Source organism: Limnohabitans sp. 103DPR2 (genome assembly GCF_001412575.1).
Taxonomy (GTDB): domain Bacteria; phylum Pseudomonadota; class Gammaproteobacteria; order Burkholderiales; family Burkholderiaceae_C; genus Limnohabitans_A.
Map to the genome: position 1 here is coordinate 2,207,256 of NZ_CP011834.1, position 19,109 is coordinate 2,226,364.

At 52.2% G+C, this 19,109-nt stretch carries 19 protein-coding genes; 5 read left to right on the top strand and 14 right to left on the bottom strand.

The features are described from left to right. Window positions 1–27 precede the first annotated feature (27 nt). From earP to L103DPR2_RS10635, 3 genes are all read left to right on the top strand, one after another. A complete protein-coding gene (gene earP / locus L103DPR2_RS10625) occupies window positions 28–1,107 on the top strand; it encodes an elongation factor P maturation arginine rhamnosyltransferase EarP (RefSeq protein WP_055361065.1) in 1,080 nt (359 codons plus the stop codon). Window positions 1,108–1,220: 113 nt separating this feature from the next. Then, window positions 1,221–1,775: an elongation factor P gene (gene efp / locus L103DPR2_RS10630; protein WP_055361066.1), complete on the top strand. Its 555-nt coding sequence runs from the start codon at window positions 1,221–1,223 to the stop codon at window positions 1,773–1,775. A 98-nt stretch (window positions 1,776–1,873) separates the two neighbouring features. After that, window positions 1,874–2,698, top strand: coding sequence for a TIGR00730 family Rossman fold protein (locus L103DPR2_RS10635; RefSeq protein ID WP_082466893.1), 825 nt, complete (start codon window positions 1,874–1,876; stop codon window positions 2,696–2,698). On the opposite strand, the gene L103DPR2_RS10640 is transcribed toward L103DPR2_RS10635, so the two are convergent. From L103DPR2_RS10640 to L103DPR2_RS10690, 11 genes are all read right to left on the bottom strand, one after another. Next, complete coding sequence (locus tag L103DPR2_RS10640; RefSeq protein WP_156339894.1) at window positions 2,695–3,876, bottom strand: MFS transporter; 1,182 nt, start codon at window positions 3,874–3,876, stop codon at window positions 2,695–2,697. The genes L103DPR2_RS10635 and L103DPR2_RS10640 overlap by 4 nt on opposite strands. Continuing rightward, complete coding sequence (gene rmuC, locus L103DPR2_RS10645) at window positions 3,873–5,243, bottom strand: DNA recombination protein RmuC (protein WP_055361068.1); 1,371 nt, start codon at window positions 5,241–5,243, stop codon at window positions 3,873–3,875. The genes L103DPR2_RS10640 and rmuC overlap by 4 nt, the downstream gene beginning before the upstream one ends. 5 nt (window positions 5,244–5,248) lie before the next feature. Further along, window positions 5,249–6,232 carry a 2-hydroxyacid dehydrogenase gene (locus L103DPR2_RS10650; protein WP_055361069.1) on the bottom strand — a complete coding sequence of 328 codons (984 nt, stop codon included), beginning with the start codon at window positions 6,230–6,232 and terminating at the stop codon, window positions 5,249–5,251. Next, complete coding sequence (locus tag L103DPR2_RS10655) at window positions 6,229–7,635, bottom strand: sodium:proton antiporter (RefSeq protein ID WP_231717627.1); 1,407 nt, start codon at window positions 7,633–7,635, stop codon at window positions 6,229–6,231. Before L103DPR2_RS10655 ends, L103DPR2_RS10650 begins: the two co-directional genes overlap by 4 nt. Before the next feature lie 72 nt (window positions 7,636–7,707). Beyond that, on the bottom strand, window positions 7,708–8,892 hold the full coding sequence (pncB, locus tag L103DPR2_RS10660; protein ID WP_055361071.1) for a nicotinate phosphoribosyltransferase: 1,185 nt from the start codon (window positions 8,890–8,892) through the stop codon (window positions 7,708–7,710). Between the two features lie 95 nt (window positions 8,893–8,987). Beyond that, window positions 8,988–9,671 carry an ABC transporter ATP-binding protein gene (locus L103DPR2_RS10665; RefSeq protein WP_055361072.1) on the bottom strand — a complete coding sequence of 228 codons (684 nt, stop codon included), beginning with the start codon at window positions 9,669–9,671 and terminating at the stop codon, window positions 8,988–8,990. Then, window positions 9,664–10,452 (bottom strand): ABC transporter ATP-binding protein, encoded by a 789-nt coding sequence (locus tag L103DPR2_RS10670; protein ID WP_082466894.1) that lies wholly within the window; start codon window positions 10,450–10,452, stop codon window positions 9,664–9,666. Before L103DPR2_RS10670 ends, L103DPR2_RS10665 begins: the two co-directional genes overlap by 8 nt. After that, complete coding sequence (locus tag L103DPR2_RS10675) at window positions 10,449–12,302, bottom strand: ABC transporter permease (RefSeq protein WP_055361073.1); 1,854 nt, start codon at window positions 12,300–12,302, stop codon at window positions 10,449–10,451. The genes L103DPR2_RS10670 and L103DPR2_RS10675 overlap by 4 nt, the downstream gene beginning before the upstream one ends. After that, entirely contained in the window at window positions 12,299–13,033 is a 735-nt protein-coding gene (locus tag L103DPR2_RS10680) for a nitroreductase (protein WP_055361074.1), read from the bottom strand. Before L103DPR2_RS10680 ends, L103DPR2_RS10675 begins: the two co-directional genes overlap by 4 nt. After that, window positions 13,030–13,494 (bottom strand): acyl-CoA thioesterase, encoded by a 465-nt coding sequence (locus L103DPR2_RS10685; protein WP_055361075.1) that lies wholly within the window; start codon window positions 13,492–13,494, stop codon window positions 13,030–13,032. The genes L103DPR2_RS10680 and L103DPR2_RS10685 overlap by 4 nt, the downstream gene beginning before the upstream one ends. Further along, window positions 13,491–14,420: a histone deacetylase family protein gene (locus L103DPR2_RS10690; protein WP_055361076.1), complete on the bottom strand. Its 930-nt coding sequence runs from the start codon at window positions 14,418–14,420 to the stop codon at window positions 13,491–13,493. Before L103DPR2_RS10690 ends, L103DPR2_RS10685 begins: the two co-directional genes overlap by 4 nt. 192 nt (window positions 14,421–14,612) lie before the next feature. Here L103DPR2_RS10690 and phaP point away from each other — a divergent pair, with 192 nt between their 5' ends. Then, a complete protein-coding gene (gene phaP, locus L103DPR2_RS10695; RefSeq protein WP_055361077.1) occupies window positions 14,613–15,158 on the top strand; it encodes a TIGR01841 family phasin in 546 nt (181 codons plus the stop codon). Between the two features lie 105 nt (window positions 15,159–15,263). Here phaP and L103DPR2_RS10700 read toward each other — a convergent pair whose 3' ends face one another. Next, the gene (locus tag L103DPR2_RS10700; protein WP_082466895.1) at window positions 15,264–16,244 is read right to left on the bottom strand and encodes a patatin-like phospholipase family protein; all 981 of its coding nucleotides are present in this window, start codon (window positions 16,242–16,244) and stop codon (window positions 15,264–15,266) included. Between the two features lie 45 nt (window positions 16,245–16,289). Here L103DPR2_RS10700 and L103DPR2_RS10705 point away from each other — a divergent pair, with 45 nt between their 5' ends. Then, window positions 16,290–16,736, top strand: coding sequence for a DUF423 domain-containing protein (locus L103DPR2_RS10705; RefSeq protein ID WP_055361079.1), 447 nt, complete (start codon window positions 16,290–16,292; stop codon window positions 16,734–16,736). On the opposite strand, the gene ahpF is transcribed toward L103DPR2_RS10705, so the two are convergent. After that, complete coding sequence (gene ahpF / locus L103DPR2_RS10710) at window positions 16,693–18,258, bottom strand: alkyl hydroperoxide reductase subunit F (protein WP_055361080.1); 1,566 nt, start codon at window positions 18,256–18,258, stop codon at window positions 16,693–16,695. The genes L103DPR2_RS10705 and ahpF overlap by 44 nt on opposite strands. 178 nt (window positions 18,259–18,436) lie before the next feature. Further along, complete coding sequence (gene ahpC, locus L103DPR2_RS10715; protein WP_055361990.1) at window positions 18,437–19,000, bottom strand: alkyl hydroperoxide reductase subunit C; 564 nt, start codon at window positions 18,998–19,000, stop codon at window positions 18,437–18,439. Window positions 19,001–19,109: the final 109 nt, after the last annotated feature.

The following is a 19,109-nucleotide window of genomic DNA, read 5'->3' on the forward strand; positions in this document are numbered from 1 at the left end:
GTCTTGAAGCGCGCGACAATATCACGCATGCTTTGGGACATATTTTGCCGCGTCATCGACAACCATGGAGATTTGGGGGTCAGTTGGCGCCTGAGCGTCGATCTGGCGTCGCGCGGGCATCAAATTCGACTGTGGGTAGATGACGCCAGCGCCCTCACCTGGATGGCGCCCGAAGCCAACTTGAATGCCGAGGGCTGGGGGCAACTGGCATCTGAAAAGGGGCAGATTGAAGTTCGACCTTGGTCAAGCCCCTTGAACGACAAATCCCTTGCGTCCCAGATTTGGATAGAAGCCTTTGGATGCGATCTGCCCGAGCACTTTGTCGATTGGGCCTCCAGTCAGTTGAAAGTCATGCCCGAAGCCCAAGCGCCTGTTTGGCTGAACCTGGAGTATCTGAGTGCCGAATCCTATGTCGAGAGAAGCCATAAACTGCCCTCGCCTGTGATGAGCGGTCCGCTCAAAGGACGAACCAAGTGGTTCTTCTATCCAGGGTTCACTGAGAAAACAGGCGGCCTGCTTCGGGAACCCCATGTCGCAAACCGCCTCCCCGCTCAAGCGCCCGCTGCGCCGTTGGTCCCACAAAAAACTTTTCTGTTTTGCTACGAGCCCGATGCGCTCCATGAAGCCATTGACCAACTCGTGGGCCACTCTCCCGCCAACGTTTGGCATGTTGCACACGGCAGAGGCGCTCTTGCGTTTGAAAATGCGTTAACGAAGTTGCCTCCTTACAAAAGGCCCCAATTTCAAATCCTCCCACCCATACCGCAACCAAGCTTTGATGTGCAATTGGCACAAAGTGATCTGAATTTCGTTCGCGGTGAAGACTCCTTGGTCAGGGCCATCTGGGCCGGTCAAGCTTTCATTTGGCACATTTACCCCCAAGAGGACGGCGCACACGGCCCCAAGCTACGGGCTTTCTTGGACTGGCTGGAGGCGCCTGCTAGTTTGCGTTCATACCATCTGCGCTGGAATGACCTCACGCAAGACCCCCTGCCCCCCATCGACTTGCCCCTCTGGCAAGCCTGCGTCCTGTCTGCACGCACTCGATTGATGGCCCAAATGGACCTGGTCAGCCAAATTCTTCAATTTGTGGCCGAAAAGCGCTAAAATCTTGGGCTTTGGGCAAAGTTTCAGCCTTTGCCCTTAAACAAATTACAAATCTTTTTTAGCAACTTACTCAAAGCAACTCAACGCCTGACAAAGGCACCACTGGACACCTTATGAAAATCGCTCAAGAAATCCGCGTTGGCAACGTGATCATGCAAGGCAAAGATCCCATGATCGTCTTGCGCACTGAATACAGCCGTGGCGGCCGTGGTGCAGCCACCGTCCGTATGAAACTCAAAGCTTTGTTGAGCAACATGGGTTCTGAAGTGGTCTTCAAAGCCGATGACAAAATGGACCAAGTCATCTTGGACCAAAAAGAATGCACCTACTCTTATTTCGCCGACCCCATGTATGTTTTCATGGACAGCGAATACAACCAATACGAAGTTGAATCCGAAAACATGGGCGATGCCATGAACTACCTCGAAGACGGCATGGCTGTTGAAGTGGTGTTCTATGATGGCAAGGCCATCTCTGTTGAGTTGCCTACCAGCGTAGAGCGTGAAATCACTTGGACAGAGCCCGCCGTCAAAGGCGACACATCCGGCAAAGTGCTCAAGCCCGCCAAAATTGCAACAGGCTTTGAAGTACCTGTGCCTCTGTTTGTGAACCAAGGCGACAAAATTGAAATTGACACACGCACTGGCGAATACCGCAAGCGCGTCTAATGCAAAGGCTGTGACGAAAGTCCAGTTTTGCCCCATCAAGACCTCTTCGGAGGTCTTTTTTTGCTTGAAATTCAGCATGCATGCTTCACAATGGTGTCATGCAATCAACCCAAGACCTGAACGAATCCAAAGAAGTGGCCGATGCTTACCGCTTGGCATTCAATGACCCCGAGTTCTTAAGACGCCCTGAAACTCGCGGCATCCGTTTTCAGCTTGAATTGCTCAAGCCAGAACTGATTCAAACCGAGGAAGGCATACACAACACGGTGGTGGTCTTCGGCAGTGCGCGCTTCAAAAGCCTAGAGGAGGCGCAGCGGCGTTACCAAGAAGTGATGCAGTTGCCTACATCCGCCCCCAACACAGAGTTGTTGGCACTGGCACTGCGTGATTTAGAAAATGCCAGCTATTACGAAGCGGCCAGAAAGTTTGCGCACTTGGTGTCTCAAGCTTGCGCCTCTCACCCCAAAAAAGACCGTTTAACCATTTGCACGGGGGGTGGCCCCGGCATCATGGAGGCCGCCAACCGAGGCGCCATGGAAGCCGGCGCCCCGTCGGTCGCTATGAACATTTCACTGCCCCACGAGCAGGCACCCAACCCCTATGTCACACCCGGCTTGAGCTTTCAGTTTCACTACTTTGCTTTGCGCAAAATGCATTTTGCAATGCGTGCCAAAGCACTGATTTCATTTCCAGGCGGCTTCGGCACATTGGACGAATTGTTTGAAATCCTCACCTTGGTTCAAACACGCAAAGTCCAAGCGACGCCCGTTTTGCTTTATGGCTCGGATTTTTGGAAACGCTTGATTGACTTCGACTGGCTGGTCTCGTCGGGCACCATCGCCAAAGAAGATTTGGCGTGCTTCAAATATGTTGATTCGCCAGAAGAAGCTTGCGAAGAAATTAAAAAGCTGCTGCCCTGTTAACTTGGGTGACTTGCGTGCTTTGGCCTGAGCCGCCAGGCCTGAGGTGTGCCACTGGCAACGCAGGTCCCCACCACCCAAAACACCACAGAGACGCCCGCCACTGCCCCTGCTGCGCCAAAAATCAAAGGCATGATCACGCTGGACGCATTGACCGTCATGATGCGCAAGCCAAGCGCTTCGCCCTGCCGGTGATCCGGCGTGATTTGGTGCAAGGTGCTCATGATCATGGGCTGCACCACCCCCAAAACCACACCCAAACAAACGGAACAAATGCCCATGGCCAAGGCTGAATCAAACAAGGGATAGACGGCAAAGATCAAACTGGCACAAACCATCGCACCGGTCAGCAACCGATACTCTTGCAAACGCCTCGCAATCCATGGCAGCACGACCCGAATCATGGCTGAGGCCACCGCAAAAGATCCCAAGATGGTTCCCACCACTGACGCACTCAAGCCGCGTTCGTGGCCCAGAACGGGCACCACAAAAGTGTGCACATCCCAGCAAGAAGACAATAACCAATTGACCAACAACAAACGACGCATGAGGGGCTCGTGCAGCAAGTCCCACACACGGTTGTTGGCATGCTCTGGGAGCACAGGCTCAACGGGTTTCTCTTGAACTTTGCGGATCCAAAACCATGCCACCAACGGCATGATGGACAACATGACAAAAGCCGCTCTAAAACCACTTGCATCTGCAGGCGTCGCACCAGCATGGTCAATCAGCAAGCCCGCAAAAAAGGGGCCCATGAAGTTGGAGATGGCAGGCCCAATGGCCAACCAGCTGAAGGTCTCTTTGAGTTGATTGGCGTCACTGGCCATGCGCCCCACATGTCTTTGCAGTGCAATAACGGTAATGCCTGTGGCACCACCAGTTGTCAAGGCTCCAAAGCAAAGCACAGGGAAAATGGGCCACACAATGGCCAAGCCCGCACCTACACATGCCACCACGACACTGAAGCGTACGGGCTTTTTCAAGCCATGGCGGTCTGTGAAGCGGCCTGCGGGAATGGCCATGAACACTTGCGTCAATGAAAACAAGGCCAGCAACACACCGACCGCCATGGCACTGTAGCCTTGTTGCAATGCCAACAGGGGCGTGGCCATTCGCATGCCCGTCATGCAGGCATGCAAAAAAATTTGGCCGCTGATCAGTCTGGCAAGTTCTCGCTTCACAGAGACTCGCCATCACTTTCTTCTGCCGCCTGAGACAACAAGCCAGGCACCTGCCCCTCCGGCATGGCTTCCACTTGCCTCAGTGCTCTGTGCATCACATTGCTACGCGTTTGCGCTTTGTCTAAGGTGTTGAGCACCGTTTGGGTCTGCTCTTTGACTTTGGCCAGCACATCGCCAAATTTCCCAAACTCTGTTTTGACGGCACCCAGCACTTGCCAGACTTCGCTGGAGCGTTTTTCCAAAGCCAGTGTGCGAAAACCCATCTGCAAGGAGTTGAGCATGGCCATCAAGGTGGTGGGGCCAGCCAGCGTCACGCGGTAATCGCGCTGCAAAGACTCAATCAAGCCAGGTCGACGCAGAACTTCTGCATACAAACCTTCAGTGGGTAAAAACAAGATGGCAAAGTCGGTGGTGAACGGGGGTTCGATGTACTTTTCGGTGATCGATTTGGCTTCCAAGCGAACCCGGGCTTCTAGTGCTTTGCTGCACAACTCCGCCTGAATGGCATCGGCGCGAGATTGTGCGTCGAGCAAGCGTTCGTAGTCTTCGTTTGGAAACTTGGCATCGATGGGCAACCAGACTGGCTGGCCATCCTCAGACTTGCCTGGTAAGCGAATGGCAAAGTCGACCCGATTTTTACTGCCAGGTCGGGTCGCACATTGCGCTGAATACTGATCAGGCGCCATCACCTGTTCTAGCAAGGATGCCAACTGCGCTTCACCAAACATGCCCCGAGTTTTAACGTTGGTCAGCAAATGCTTCAGATCGCCAACACCTTGCGCCAAGGTGTTCATCTCGCCTAAACCTTTGTGCACCTGCTCCAAGCGATCCGCCACCTGCTTGAAGCTTTCACCCAAGCGAGCTTGCAAAGTGGTTTGCAATTTTTCATCCACAGTTTGGCGCATTTCATCCAACTTGGCCGTGTTGCTTTGTTGGAGTTGCGCCAATTGTGTTTCCAAGGTGCCACGCATTTCCGTCAAGCGCCTTGCATTGGCTTCTGAAAGTTGCTGCACTTGCAAAGTGAGCGTGTCCGACAGCGTTTTTTGCAACAAGGACAACTGCTGCGCAAAAGCATCCATTTGGCTGTTTTGCGTCCGGGTGGCTTCAGCACTTTGCTGAACCAAACTTTGCTGGAAAGTACCTAGCGTTTGAATCAGTTCTTGACGACCACCCCTTGCAGACTCTGAAATGGCATTGCGCAATTCACGCTCAAGGCGTTCGTTGGCTGCATTGAACGCGGCAGTCAGTTGCGCAAGCTCTTGCTTGTCATGGGCTTGCAACTTCAGTTGGCGCCAAATCAAGAAAACGCCCGCCAGCACAGCCAGCAAGACAGCACACAACACAGCCATGAACAATGAGAATTCCATGGAAGTTAGCTTGCGCTAGCAACTTGATTGAGCGGTGTCAAAGCATGCCCCTTGGTGAAATACGACACCAAGTTGTCTGCCGCCAATTGCGCCATGGCCAGACGCGTTTTGGTGGTGGCACTGGCAATGTGCGGCGTGAGAACCACATTGGGTACTTTGAGCAAATCGGGATGAACTGTGGGCTCACCCTCAAACACATCCAAGCCGGCGGCCGCAATTTGACGCGCAGCCAATGCCTTGGCCAATGCCGCATCGTCCACGATGCCGCCCCTGGCAATGTTGACCAAAGTCGCGGTGGGTTTCATCAAAGCCAATTCGGCGGCACCGATGGTGTGATGTGACGCCGCACTGTAAGGTACCACCAACATCACATGGTCAGCAGTTTTGAGCAAGGCCTCTTTCGACACATAGGTGGCTTCGCATTCAGCTTCTAATTGCGGCGACAACTGGGTGCGGTTGTGATAAATGACTTTCATGCCAAAGCCCAAAGCACCACGGCGCGCGATACCTTGGCCAATGCGCCCCATGCCAATGATGCCCAAGGTGCTGCCATGAACTTCAGCGCCGGCAAACATGTCATAACTCCATTTTTGCCAATGACCAGCACGCAAATAGTGCTCGCTCTCTGTCACTCGGCGGGCTGTTGCCATCAGCAACGCAAAACCAAAGTCAGCGGTTGTTTCTGTCAATACATCAGGCGTGTTACTGGCCAAGACACCAGAAGCCGTCATAGCCGGCACATCAAAGTTATTAAAACCCACAGCCATATTGGCAACGATTTTCAATTGAGGATTGACTTTCAGGACGGCGCCATCAATTCGTTCGCTGCCAGTGGTAAGTGCGCCAACTTTGCCTTGTAAACGCATTGAGAGTTCAGAAGGACTTAACACTTCATCAGCTTGATTACTTTCAACTTCAAAGTGCTGCGACAAATACGCCAATGTCTCTGGGAATATGGCACGAGCGACCAAGATAGCGGGTTTTTTCATTGACGGAACCAAATAAAAGTCATAACGACAAACAAGGGAATCAGCACACACAGAGACCAAGCCATGTAGCCAAAGAAGCTGGGCATTTTGATGCCGCGATCCTCAGCAATAGCCTTGACCATGAGGTTGGGTGCGTTACCAATGTAGCTGTTGGCCCCCATGAACACAGCACCTGCAGAAATTGCCGCCAAAGTGCTGGACATGGTGGTCATCAATTCTTGTGCATTGCCACCGGCTGTGTTGAAAAAAACCAAGTAAGTTGGAGCGTTGTCTAAAAATGAACTCAACAAACCAGTGATCCAAAAATACATCATCACATCAGGTGAACCGTTTGGTTGGGTAACGGCCGCAACCACAGGACCAAACGGACCGCTGACACCGGCTTTCAACATCGCAATGACAGGAATGATGGTGAGAAAAATACCTGCAAACAATTTCGCAACTTCTTGAATTGGCCCCCAACTAAATTGGTTATCAGAATGAACTTGGGAAGGTGTTAGTTTTAGAGACAAGAAGATGATCAAAACCAAACCAAGATCGCGAACAATACTTTGCAATGCCACTTCAGCACCCACAATGGTAAAAACCACAGGAGATTTCCAAAGTCCACTCATCAGCACTAAGCAGACAACACCACCTAACAATACAAAATTAACCTTTCCATCAAATCCGATTTGACGCGAGTCGGGTGTTGGATCGACAGGTAGCAATTCTTCTCGCCTGTGATAAAACCAGGAATCGAGCAGGTAGAAAATTAACAACAAAGAACCTACCAAGAAAAGCGTTTCTGGAAGCAGTGTTTTAACTGTCCAGAAAAAATCAACACCCTTTAAAAACCCCAAGAACAGGGGGGGGTCACCCAAGGGCGTTAATGAACCACCTGCGTTGGCCACAATGAAAATGAAAAAAACGACCACGTGCGCAACATGCTTTCGATTGTCATTGGCACGTATAAGTGGCCTGATCATCAACATGGATGCCCCTGTTGTACCCATGAAACTGGACAAAACTGCACCAATGCCCAGGATACTGGTATTCAGTCCAGGGCTGCCATGTAAATTTCCACGAATGAAAATTCCACCTGATACTGTGAACAAGGCAGTTAACAAAATAATGAATGGAATGTATTCCGCCAACAGGGCGTGAATCATGTTAGCACCAGCAAGTTCGACGCCATAAAGCAATGCAAATGGCACCAAAAAAGCCAAAGACCACGCCACAGTCACCTTACCAAAATGGTGATGCCAAAATTGTGGCGCCATCAACGGAAAAAGTGCAATTGACAACAAGATCCCAGCAAATGGAATTCCCCAAAGAGGACTCAGTTCAGCGCCATTCATCTCGGCAGCATTCGCAATGCCCGGCAGGATCAGCAAACTTCCCAACAAGCACATGAAGCGCATGTGTCTATTTAAATTCATAAATCTTGCACCTAAAAATAAAACTTAGAGTTGTTTGTACTGAATAGCGTCGTATCAATTGATGGGCGAAATTTCAAAAACTTGCGCCAGATATGCCAAGTATTTTTCGTCGTCACACATCCCTTTACCGGGTGTATCTGACAGTTTAGCGACTGGCTGCCCATTGCATCGAGTCATCTTGATCACAATTTGCAAAGGCTCATAACCTAAATCATTGGTGAGGTTGGTACCAATGCCAAATGCCAGCAGACAACGGCCGTTGAATTGTCTGAACAAGTCAATGGTTTTGGGCACGGTCAGGCCGTCGCTGAAAATCAGCGTTTTGGTAAGCGGGTCAACACGGTTGGCACGGTAATGCGCAATCATGCGCTCCCCCCAAATGAAGGGGTCCCCACTGTCGTGACGCGCACCATCAAACAACTTGCAGAAGTACATGTCAAAGTCACGCAGGAAGGCATTGAAGCCATAGACGTCGCTCAATGCAATGCCCAGGTCGCCGCGGTACTCGCGGGCCCAAGACTCAAAGGCAAAGACTTGGCTGTCGCGCAGTCGTGGGCCCAAAGCTTGACAAGCCTGCAAGTACTCATGCGCCATGGTGCCCAAAGGCGTGAGGCCCAGCATGTATGCAAAATGCACATTGCTGGTACCTGCAAATTGGCCATTTGGACCTGAACCCAGTCGGCCAATCAATACACGCAACACTTCTTCATGCCAGGCACGAGAAAATCTGCGACGTGTACCGTAATCGGCAATCTTCAATGATTTCAGATCGTCCGCTTGCAGTTGTTTGATTTTGGTGTCGAGACGGCTACGGCCTTGCATCAAATCGGGCAATCGCTGAGTGTTTCTAAAGTACACCTCGTTGACAATGGCCAACACGGGGATTTCAAACAGGATGGTGTGCAGCCAAGGTCCTTGAATGACGATGTCAATTTCACCCGCCAAATTGGGCGTGACCTGAATGTATTTTTCATTCAGCTTGAACAAGCCTAAAAAATCAACAAAGTCGCTTTTGATGAAGCGCAAAGAGCGCAAATAAGCCAGCTCATCTTCTTTGAAATGCAAGCTGCAAAGTGATTTAATTTCGCTTCGAATTTCTTCAACGAAAGGTGCCAGTTCGACGCCAGGATTTCGGCATTTGAAACGGTACTCAACTTGTGCACCGGGAAATTGATGCAGAACCACCTGCATCATGGTGAACTTGTAGAGGTCCGTGTCCAGCAAACTGGTAATGATCATGTCGAAAATGGGGCTTAGAAGATGACCCTGCAGTGTACGTGAAGCCAGTCTCTTTCAGAGGCTTGGGGGCTCAGGATAAACGCGGCTTTTCTGCCCTATTTAAGCTCAGAAAGCGCCAATGACGCCTCAGGAGAACTCAAGGCCCCGCCTGCCAAGTTCAAGATCTGGTCAGCCAGGGGGTTCAGAGTCCGATTTTGCTCAGCAATCAACAGGGTATAGCCCTCCTGTTTCAAGCGTGCCAAAGCATTCGAAATGGACTGCACCAGAACAGGTGCAATGCCCTCACAAGGTTCATCCAGCAACAACATCTTGGCCTGCGTCATCAGGGTTCTGGCCAAGGCCAACATTTGCTGTTCTCCGCCACTCATTTGGGCAGCAGGTCGCTCCAACATGCCTGCCAAAGCAGGAAACAAATCCAGAATGTCTTGAACATTGACAGAAGCCTTTTGCGGCTTGTTTCGCATCTTGCCCTTTGGCACGGCAATCTCCAAGTTCTGTCGCACCGTGAGTGCCGTGAAAATGCGCCGATCTTCAGGCACATAGCCCAAGCCAAATTCTGATCGTTGGTAAGGCGGCAAATTCATCAGCACTTGACCCTGCCACGAGATATGGCCTTGCACATTGGGCATGAGTCCGATGATGGATTTCATCAAGCTTGACTTGCCAGCACCGTTCAAGCCATGGATCAAGACCAGACTGCCACTGGGCACTGAAAACGAGACATCAAACAAAGCCTGCGCTTCACCGTAAAAAGCATTCAGATGCTTGACTTCAAGCATGTCGCCCCCTTTCAGTCAGGGCAAAACCAGCGCCTAAGTATCTAGCGCGAACTTCAGGATGTGCCGCCATGTCTTCGGGCAAGCCTTGCGCAAGCAGCTGGCCTTCCATCAACACCAAAACACGATCGGCCACACCAAACACGGCGTCCATGTTGTGCTCGGTGTACAGCACTGTTGTGCCTTGTTGGGTCAGCTTGCGAATACGCGCCATCATGTCAAGTCGCTCCTCAGGCGACAAGCCCGCTGCAGGCTCGTCCAGCAGCAGCAAGCCTTGTTCAGGATTGGGCAAACCTGCCATGGCCATGGCCAACTCCAAACGTTTTTTGTTGCCATAAGACAAATGCGCCGCAGCGTCATGAAGCGCTTCCAAGCCCAATTCTTCCAAGCCCATGGTCTGGGCCCAAGCAAGTGCAGCCTCGTGCTCACAATCGTCCAAGCTGTCCAAAGCAGACACAGCCTTGTTTGCCTTCAAGACCAATTGCAGGTTTTGAATGACGGTAAGTGCTTCAAAGACTTGTGCAACCTGGAAAGTTCTGCCGATGCCCAAGGCACGGCGCTCAGTGACAGACACCTGTTTCAAATTTTGATGGCGCCAAACAACTTGTCCTGAGGTGGCGTTTTGTTGACCCGCAAGGCAAGCAAAACAGGTTGACTTGCCAGCACCATTGGGGCCGATCAAAGCAACGCATTCACCCTGTTGCAATTCGAAGCTGACACCTCGCAAGGCATGAACGCCCGCATACTGGTGTTGCAAATTTTGAACTGACAGCACAGCGCTCATGTGTGGCCTCCGCGCCATGGATCCTTTCGACGGCGCCACCCCCAAATACCCTCAGGCGCAAACACCATCAGCAACATGATGAGCAAGCCCAGGAAGCCACGCCAGTATTCAAAGTGTCGGCCCATTTCGGATCCCACACCCACCAAGAAAGCACTGCCAGACAAGGCGCCTAACAAATGGTGAACCCCGCCAAGCAACACGATCATCAATGCATCCACAGAGTTTGCAACCGATGCCACCGATGGGAAAACAGCCCCTTTGCTGATCGCCCATAAACTGCCTGCCAACCCTGCCAGGCTGGCACTTAACCAAAACACACGATTGTTCAAAGTCCGCACATTCAAACCACTCGCTGTGGCACGCAAAGGTGCATCGCGGCCAGCCTGCAGCGCAGCCCCCATGCTGGATCGGACCAAACGTGCCAGCCCCAGCACAGACAGCGCACTCAGAGTGATCAAGGCCCATTGAAACGCCGTACGTGATGTCCTGGGCAACAGCTGCAATCCAATCAGTCCGTTGTCACCTCCGGTGAAGCTGATCCACTGACTTGCACTTGCCCATACCATCTGCGCAAAGGCCAAGGACAACATCGCCAAATAAACCCCTGCACTTCTTTGCAACAAGCCCGACATGGCATAGGCCGCCAAACCCGCACACAACATGCCACTGAGGGCGGCCTGCCACGCATTGAAACCCCAATGCAAATGACTCAAGGCCGCCGCGTAGGCACCTAAACCAAAATACGCGGCATGGCCAAAACTGACCCAACCCGACAAGGCCATCATGGCCTGTAAGCTGATGCCAAACAGCATCATGATGAAAACATCTTCAAGCACATGCTGCGTGTAATCATCGACCCACACCATCAACACACTCAGCACCAGCCAAGCCAGGCCTGTCGACAAGATCAAAACACGCTGCGAAGTCCAGCCCTTGAAAGCCGCCACTTCTTCACGGGGTGCAGCGCCTGGCAACTCGCCCATCAAGCCTTGCGGACGCCATGCCAAGACCATGGCCATGGTGAGAAAGATCAACACCAAAGTGGCTTGCGGGAAAAAATAAATGCCAAAGGCATGAACACAACCGATCAGCACAGCCGCAAATAAGGCACCAGAGATGCTGCCCAGCCCGCCCATGACAACCACCACAAAAGTTTCGACCACCATTTGCAAATCCATCTGCAAATTGGCGGGCTCACGGGGCAATTGCAGAGCGCCAGCCAAGCCCGCCAAGCCACAACCCAACACCACCACGCCCATCATCAGAGGCGCAGGATTGACGCCCAAGGCATCCAACATGTCACGGTCTTGTGTGGCCGCACGAACTTGTCGACCCCATCGCGTTTGCGTGAGCAACAAATGCAAAGCCAGCCAAACCAAAGGGCCTAACAACAAAGTCACCAGTTGCCATTGTGGAAAAAAGTCTTCACCGATTTGAATCGAGCCTTTGAGGCCAGGAAAACGGGGTGCAAAAACTTCTGCAGGCCCCATCCACGCAAGCAATACGTCGTGAACCACCAGGCTCAAACCAAAGGTGGCCACCAAGGGGTAAAGGGGCGGAGAAGCTCGAAGGGGTCTGAACAAACACCACTCTGCAGCCGCCCCCAACAGTGCGGCGGCGCAGGCACCGGTCAATATGGCCAACACATACAGGTGCGCTTGTTCAGACCAAGACGGCACCCACTGTGTTAGCAAATGGCCCGCGAGCATGGCGCCAAGCATGTAAAAACTGCCGTGCGCAAAATTCACGATGCGGGTGACACCAAAGACCAAGGTCAGGCCGGCCGCCATCATGAACAGCGTGCTTGCGTGGCTGAGGCCATTCAAGCATTGAATGAACCAAAAACTCATTCAACCCAATGCGTGAAGTCGCGTGCATCCACACGCGTTGTCTTGAACGTGTTGACCAATGCCGTTTCATCGGCATAACCCAGTGCCATACCGCACACCATCATTTCGTTGTCACCTGCGCCAACGTGCTTGAAAATAATTTTAGAAAAATTATTCCAAGCCGCTTGCGGGCAGGTGTGCAAACCGCGCGCACGGGCGGCCACCATGACGCTTTGCAAGAACATGCCGTAGTCCAGCAAACTGCCGCGGCCCATGACCTTGTCAATGGTGAAAATCAAACCCACAGGTGCGCCAAAGAAACGGTAGTTTTGCTGATGTTGCAAATGCATCTTTTCTTTGTCGCCTTTTCCAATGCCCAGCACGCCATAAAGACCGAAACCGCATTCACGTCGGCGGTCAATGAAGGGACTCACCCATTTGCTGGGGTAGTAGTCGTATTCCTCTGCGTGCTCGGCAGCCAAAGCAGGATTGCTTGCCATGGCGTTGTGCACATCGCAGACCTCGTTCACCAATTTGTCCTTGGTGGCGCCTTGCACCACATACACATTCCAAGGTTGCGTGTTGGTGCCACTGGGGGCACGTGCTGCGACTTGCAACAATTCTTCCAGCACCGATTTCTGAACGGGCTTGTCTAAAAATGCGCGTGCAGAAAAGCGGCTCAAGATGGCAGCATCCACGCTATCGGCATCTGCTACCACCGTGCTCACTTGAGAGGATGTCAGTTCTTTCATGAAAGGGTCTCCAAGACTTGAATAAAGGGTTCAGTTAAGGGCTGAGGACGGCGCGAGGCTTTGTTCACATACACATGCACAAAATGGCCACGTGCAGCGGTCAAGGGCTCGCCTTGCGCAAACAAGCCCACTTCGTAGCGCACACTGGACGTTCCGCGATGAGCGACGCGAATGCCAGCCTCAATGGTTTGGGGAAATGCCAAAGGTGCAAAGTAGTTGCATTGTGTTTCAACCACCAAACCAATGGTGTCACCTTGATGAATGTCCAACACACCTTGTTCAATCAGGTGCGCATTCACAGCCGTGTCAAACCAGCTGTAGTACACAACATTGTTCACGTGGCCATACACATCGTTGTCCATCCATCGGGTGGTGATGGGACGGAAGACGCGATAGGCACTGCGTGGCAAGGGCGCCGGTTTGGCATCGGCTTGGGGCAACTGAGAGGCGTTAGAAGTCATAAGCCTCGATTTTGCCAGTGAAGCCAATGGTCCATCGCAAGTTGCCAGGTGTTCATTTGCACTTGAACGGTCTGGGACAAATCATGCCCATAACCGCCGCCCATGCAAATGAGCATGGGCAGACCCTGCGCCCGAACCCAGTCAAAGACCCTTTGATCTCGCCGCTTCATCCCCTCTTCCGTGAGCTTAAGTCGCCCCAAACGATCTCCCTCATGGGCATCAGCTCCGGCCAAATAAATGACAAATTGAGGTTGAAAGCGTTGCGAAACTTGCGCCAGCGCGTCGTCCAATGCCTCTAAATAGGCCTCATCTGAACAGCCATCAGGCAAACCCACATCCAAATCGCTGTTGACTTTGCGAAAGGGAAAGTTCTTTTCGCCGTGAAGCGACAGGGTGAAAACACTCGAATCCGTCGCAAAAATGTCGGCTGTGCCGTTGCCCTGATGGACGTCCAAATCAATGACCAAAACCTGCAAGCCCAGCTTGGTCGCCCTGAAATGCTCCATTTGAAGTACGCGGGCCGTGACAGCGATGTCATTGAACACACAAAAGCCCCCACCCTGGTTAGCGCTGGCGTGGTGGGTTCCCCCTGCCAAATTGCCTGCAATACCTTCCCGCATGGCCACTCTGCCCGCCGCGATCGAGGCCCCTGCAGACCGAAATGAGCGCTCCGCCATGGCTGGTGTCCAAGGAAACCCAATTTCGCGCTGAGCTTGGGCGCTCAGACTCCCCGTTTTGACGGCCAAAACATAGTCTGGTGCATGGGCCAATGCCAACTCGCCCTCTGTTGCCGCGGGCGCCTCCAGCAGCCGAACCCCCAAAAGCTCTCGGGCAACACGCCCTCGGAGCATGCTGTACTTGGCCATGGGAAAGCGATGTCCCTCTGGCAGCGGCAGTACAAAATGGTCTGAATAAAAGGCCTTCATGACCCAATTGTGACGAATTTCAATTTCTAGAACGCCGACTCTAAAATGCTGCAACGCAACAAAAACCCCTTGTAATTGGCTTTGGAGTCCCTAAAATCCAAACCATGCTGCACTGCAACAAGAAGTTAGGCCAAGCGTCAAGCAAAGCCGGTTCGGCGCAGTCCCTTGAAACTTTTTTAAATTAATGGAGAAATCATGATGACTACTGAACAAATCGTTGCATCCCACAAAGCCAATGTTGAAACCCTCTTCGGTTTGACATCCAAAGCCTTCGAAGGCGTTGAAAAATTGGTCGAATTGAACTTGACAGCCACCAAAGCTGCCTTGAGCGAGTCTGCACAAAGCACTAAAGCTGCTTTGAGCGTGAAAGACGCCCAAGAATTGTTGGCTTTGCAAGCCAACTTGTTCCAGCCTTTGGCTGAGAAGACAGCTGCTTACAGCCGTCACCTCTATGACATCGCTTCTGGTACTTCTAACGAATTCACCAAAGCTTTCGAAGCCCAAACAGCTGCTGCACAAAAGCAGTTCGCTAACTTGGTGGACTCTGCCACTTCCAACGCACCTGCTGGTTCCGAAACTGCTGTTGCCGTGATGAAGAGCGCCGTGTCTGCTGCCAACAACGCTTACGAATCAGTTCAAAAAGCTGTGAAGCAAGCCACTGACATGGCCGAAGCCAACATCGCCGCTGTGACCAACACAGCTGTGAACACAGCTAAGACAGCTTCTAAAAAGCGTTAAACAGCCAATTGCCAACCCTGACTTTCGAGTCGGGGCTGTGTGATACAAAAAAAAGCCGGTGACTCACCGGCTTTTTTCATGGTCACGTCAAACAAGGTTTGCAGCTCATGGCTTCACAGCATAACCAGCCAAGATTTCCTTCAAGCGCGGTAACTGTTTCAGCATGGCTTCCCTGCCCGCTTCGATCGATCGACGTCGCGCTGCAAAATCGGCGCTTTTAACGCCCATCAAAGAAGGCTTGACCACCACATCCGCATCTTTCAACAAGACAGTGTTCAAACTTTTACCCATGATGTTGAAGGTCTGCATCAAAATTTGAAAAGTGTCGGAGGCAGGGCTACCCTCCGGGTCCGTTGAAATGTCCACCGCAATCACCACATTGGCGCCCATGTCGCGGGCTTGTCGAACAGGCACGGGTGAGACCAAACCACCATCCACATATTCTCGGGCACCAATCTTGACGGGTTGAAACACGGCGGGAACCGCACTAGAGGCACGGACCGCTGAACCCGTGTTGCCGCGTCTGAACAAGACAGGTTCACCACTGTGCAGATCGGTCGCCACAATGCCCAAAGGCAATTTCATTTGCTCAATCAAACGACCGCCCACCTGGGTGTTCACATAGCGCGCCAAAGCTTCGCCGCGCAATGCACCGCGGTTCAAAATGGGCATCATCCAATCGGTAATTTCAGCCTCCTCCATGGTCTCAGCAACGCGCTTGAGTTGGACGCTGTTTTTGCCGCTGGCATACAAGGCAGCAACCAAGCTGCCTGCAGAAGTACCCACAACCAAGTCTGGTTGTATGCCTGCTTCTTCTAAAACTTGAATCACACCCACGTGTGCAAAACCACGCGCAGCGCCGCCGCCTAAAGCCAAGCCAAGGTGCAATACCTTAGGCGCTATGGGAGGCTCGCCCACTGCCGAGACAGTGGTGCTGTCTGTTTGGCTTTGAGGTGCCTTGGTCGCGTTGAGATCTGGCGCTTTCACACTGGCGCAGCCCGCCAACAACATAGCGCTTAAAAGCCCCAAGCATGCCGAGCGCTGAAACAGCCAAGCACCTAAAGAGTTCAACCGCCACTCAGACATAAGCTTCACTTGCATAATGATGAAAGTACATTGAGGAATCAAACTATGGAACACAGCACGGGTCAAGCATCACGCTGGACAACAGGCTTCATCGTCTTCGGCGCTTTGTCAGCCGCCATTTCAGTGATTGGTGCCGCATACGCTGCGCATGGTCAGAGTTTATACGGCAGCTCACCTGCCATGGTTCAATCGGCATTGCAATTGATGCAATTTCACGCACTGGGTTTGATCATGGTCGGTGTTTTAAGCCAATTCAGGCTTCAAGAAAAACGCCTGCGGGTGGCAGGCGTTTTGTTCATGCTGGGCATCCTTCTGTTCTCTTGCAACATTTTGCTTCGCGCCTGGCATGACATTCAAACTTTCCGGGCCTTGGTGCCATGGGGTGGCACCTGTTTCATCTTAGGCTGGTTGGCTTTGGTCTTGGCTTATGTTCGCAAGGAAAAAAACATCAAGCCGCCACAGGGGTCCGAATCAGGTGATCAAACGCACTGAGGGCTGCTTTGGCACCCTCACCGGCCGCAATCACAATTTGTTTGTACGGCACGGTGGTGCAATCGCCCGCGGCAAACACGCCTGGCACGTTGGTATGACCCTTGGCATCCACCACAATCTCACCGAATTTGCTTAGCTCAAAAGTGTCCTTTAAAAACTCGGTGTTGGGGATCAAACCAATTTGAACGAACACACCTTCTAAGGCCACGTGGTGTTCTTCTCCAGACACACGATCTTTGAAACGAATGCCATTGACAACACTGCCGTCGCCGGTAATTTCGGTGGTTTGCGCGTTGGTGTGAATGGTGACGTTATTCAAGCTCTTGAGCTTGTTCACCAGCACCGCATCGGCCTTGAGTTGATCGGCAAACTCAATGACGGTGACGTGGGCCACGATACCAGCCAAATCAATGGCCGCTTCAATGCCAGAGTTACCACCGCCAATGACCGCAGTACGCTTGCCCTTGAACAAAGGACCATCGCAATGTGGGCAGTACGCCACGCCTTTGTTTTTGTACTCTTGCTCGCCAGGTACATTGACATTGCGCCAGCGAGCGCCGGTTGAAAGAATCACGGTGCGTGCACTCAATGCGCCGCCATTTTCCATTTGTACTTGAATCAGGCCGCCAGGCTCTGTGGCGGGTACCACTTTGGCTGCCTTCTGTAAATTCATGATATCGACACCGTAGTGGCGAACTTGTTGCTCTAAGGCCGCGCCAAATTTGGGACCGTCTGTCTCCAAAACAGAGATGTAGTTTTCAATGGCCATGGTGTCGTTCACTTGACCGCCAAATCGCTCTGCCGCCACACCCACGCGAATGCCTTTGCGTGCAGCATAAACTGCAGCAGCAGCGCCTGCAGGACCGCCGCCCACAATCAACACATCAAAGGCTTTTTTGGCACTCAGTTTGGCGGCTTCACGGTCTGCTGCGCCCGTGTCCAATTTGGCCACGATCTCTTCCACACTCATGCGACCTGAACCAAAGACTTTGCCGTTCAAGAACACCATGGGAACGGCCATGATTTCGCGTTCGGTGACTTCTTGCTGAAAAGCACCGCCTTCAATCACAACGGTCTTGACCTTAGGGTTGAAGATGGCCATCAGCGACAAAGCCTGCACCACGTCTGGGCAGTTGTGGCAAGACATAGACATGTAGACCTCAAAATTGAAGTCGCCATCCAAGGCTTTGATGGCATCGAGCACGTCTTGCTCAACCTTGGGTGGATGGCCACCCGTCCAGAGCAAAGCCAAGACCAAAGAGGTGAACTCGTGACCCAATGGCAAGCCAGCAAAACGCACACCCTGTGTTTCGCCTTCACGCGCCACCACAAAGGATGGTTTACGAGCGTCACTGCCGGAGGTGTCCAATGACACTTTGTCTGACAAACTCACAATGGTTTCGAGCAGGCTGCGCATTTCCACACCTGTTTCGCTGTCGTCCAAAGTAGCGACCAATCGGATGGGGTTTCGCAACATGCCCAAGTAGGTTTGCAATTGCGATTTGAGTGTGTCGTCTAACATGTATTTCTCCTGATGCTGTGTCTGTTTCAAGTCGATGCGCTGCCAGACCCACGCTAGAACGCAGGTCTTAAAGCTGGGACTTCATGTGGGAATGGGTTGAGGGGAGGACACACAGCCATTCAACGGCCAGATGCCCTTCCCACAACGCCCTGTTACCAGGGCATTGAAGGTTTGGAAATTAGATCTTGCCGACCAAGTCCAAAGAAGGTGTCAAAGTCTTAGCGCCTTCTTTCCACTTAGCGGGGCAAACTTGACCGGGGTTAGCGGCTGTGTACTGAGCAGCTGTCAACTTGCGCAGTGTTTCAGACACGTCACGTGCGATTTCATTGGAGTGCACTTCCATGGTCTTGATGATGCCGTCTGGATTGATCACGAAGGTACCGCGCAAAGCCAGGCCGTCTTCTTCAATGTGCACGCCAAATGCACGTGTCAATTTGTGTGTAGGGTCGCCGATCAATGGGAACTTGGCTTTGCCCACTGCAGGGGATGTCTCGTGCCACACTTTGTGTGAGAAGTGTGTGTCGGTGGTCACGATGTACACCTCTGCACCGGCCTTTTGGAAAGCTGCATAGTTTTCAGCAGCGTCTTCGATTTCTGTGGGGCAGTTGAAGGTGAAAGCAGCTGGCATGAAAATGAAGACGTTCCACTTGCCTTTGAGGCTGGCTTCTGTAACTTCAATGAACTTGCCATTGTGGAAAGCTTGGTTTTTGAAGGGCTGAACTTGTGTGTTGATGAGTGACATGGTTTTACTTAAGGTTGGTTGAACAAAAGGGTTAATGAGAAAACTCATTGGGCTCAATGCTAAACGCGAATGAAGACTCGCATGATTGGTAGTTTTTATGACCTCGATA